Source organism: Burkholderia sp. BCC1993 (assembly GCF_905339865.1).
Classification (GTDB): Bacteria; Pseudomonadota; Gammaproteobacteria; order Burkholderiales; family Burkholderiaceae; genus Burkholderia.
The window spans coordinates 1-724 of the sequence record NZ_CAJPGZ010000059.1 but is presented as its reverse complement, the minus strand read 5'-3'; the positions used below and the strand labels follow the sequence as shown (position 1 = coordinate 724).

General features: G+C 64.5%; 1 protein-coding gene. It reads left to right on the top strand.

Features of this window, described 5'->3' with window-relative positions; all coding sequences use genetic code 11:
* Positions 1-724: hypothetical protein (locus U4Y91_RS36555; RefSeq protein ID WP_321809123.1), on the top strand; the 724-nt coding region annotated here is incomplete at both ends.

The following is a 724-nucleotide window of genomic DNA, read 5'->3' as shown; positions in this document are numbered from 1 at the left end:
GGAGGTCGACAGCGAAGCGACCGAGCTGTCGGTCGAGCTGAGGCCCGTCGACAGCGAGTTGATACCCGTCGAGGTCGAGGTGGACAGCGAGCTGATCGAGCTGGTTGCCGACGAGAGGCCCGTCGACGTGGAGGTCGACAGCGAAGCAACCGAGCTGTCGGTCGAGCTGAGGCCGGTCGACAACGAGCTGATGCCGGTCGAGGTCGACGTGGACAACGAGCTGATCGAGCTGGTAGCCGACGACAAGCCAGTCGACGTGGAAGTCGACAGCGAAGCCACCGAGCTGTCGGTCGAGCTGAGGCCCGTGGACAGCGAGTTGATGCCCGTCGAGGTCGAGGTCGAGAGCGACGAAATCGAGCTGGTAGCCGAGGACAGGCCGGTCGACAGCGAGTTGATGCCGGTCGAGGTCGAGGTGGACAGCGAACTGATCGAGCTGGTTGCCGACGACAGGCCGGTCGAGGTCGAGGTGGACAGCGAGCTGATCGAGCTGGTAGCCGAGGACAAGCCAGTCGACGTGGAAGTCGACAGCGAGGCGACCGAGCTGTCGGTCGAGCTGAGGCCCGTCGACAGCGAGTTGATACCCGTCGAAGTCGAGGTGGACAACGAGCTGATCGAGCTGGTTGCCGAGGACAGGCCGGTCGACGTGGAGGTCGACAGCGATGCCACGGTGCTATCGGTCGAGCTGAGGCCGGTCGACAACGAGCTGATGCCGGTCGAAGTCGAC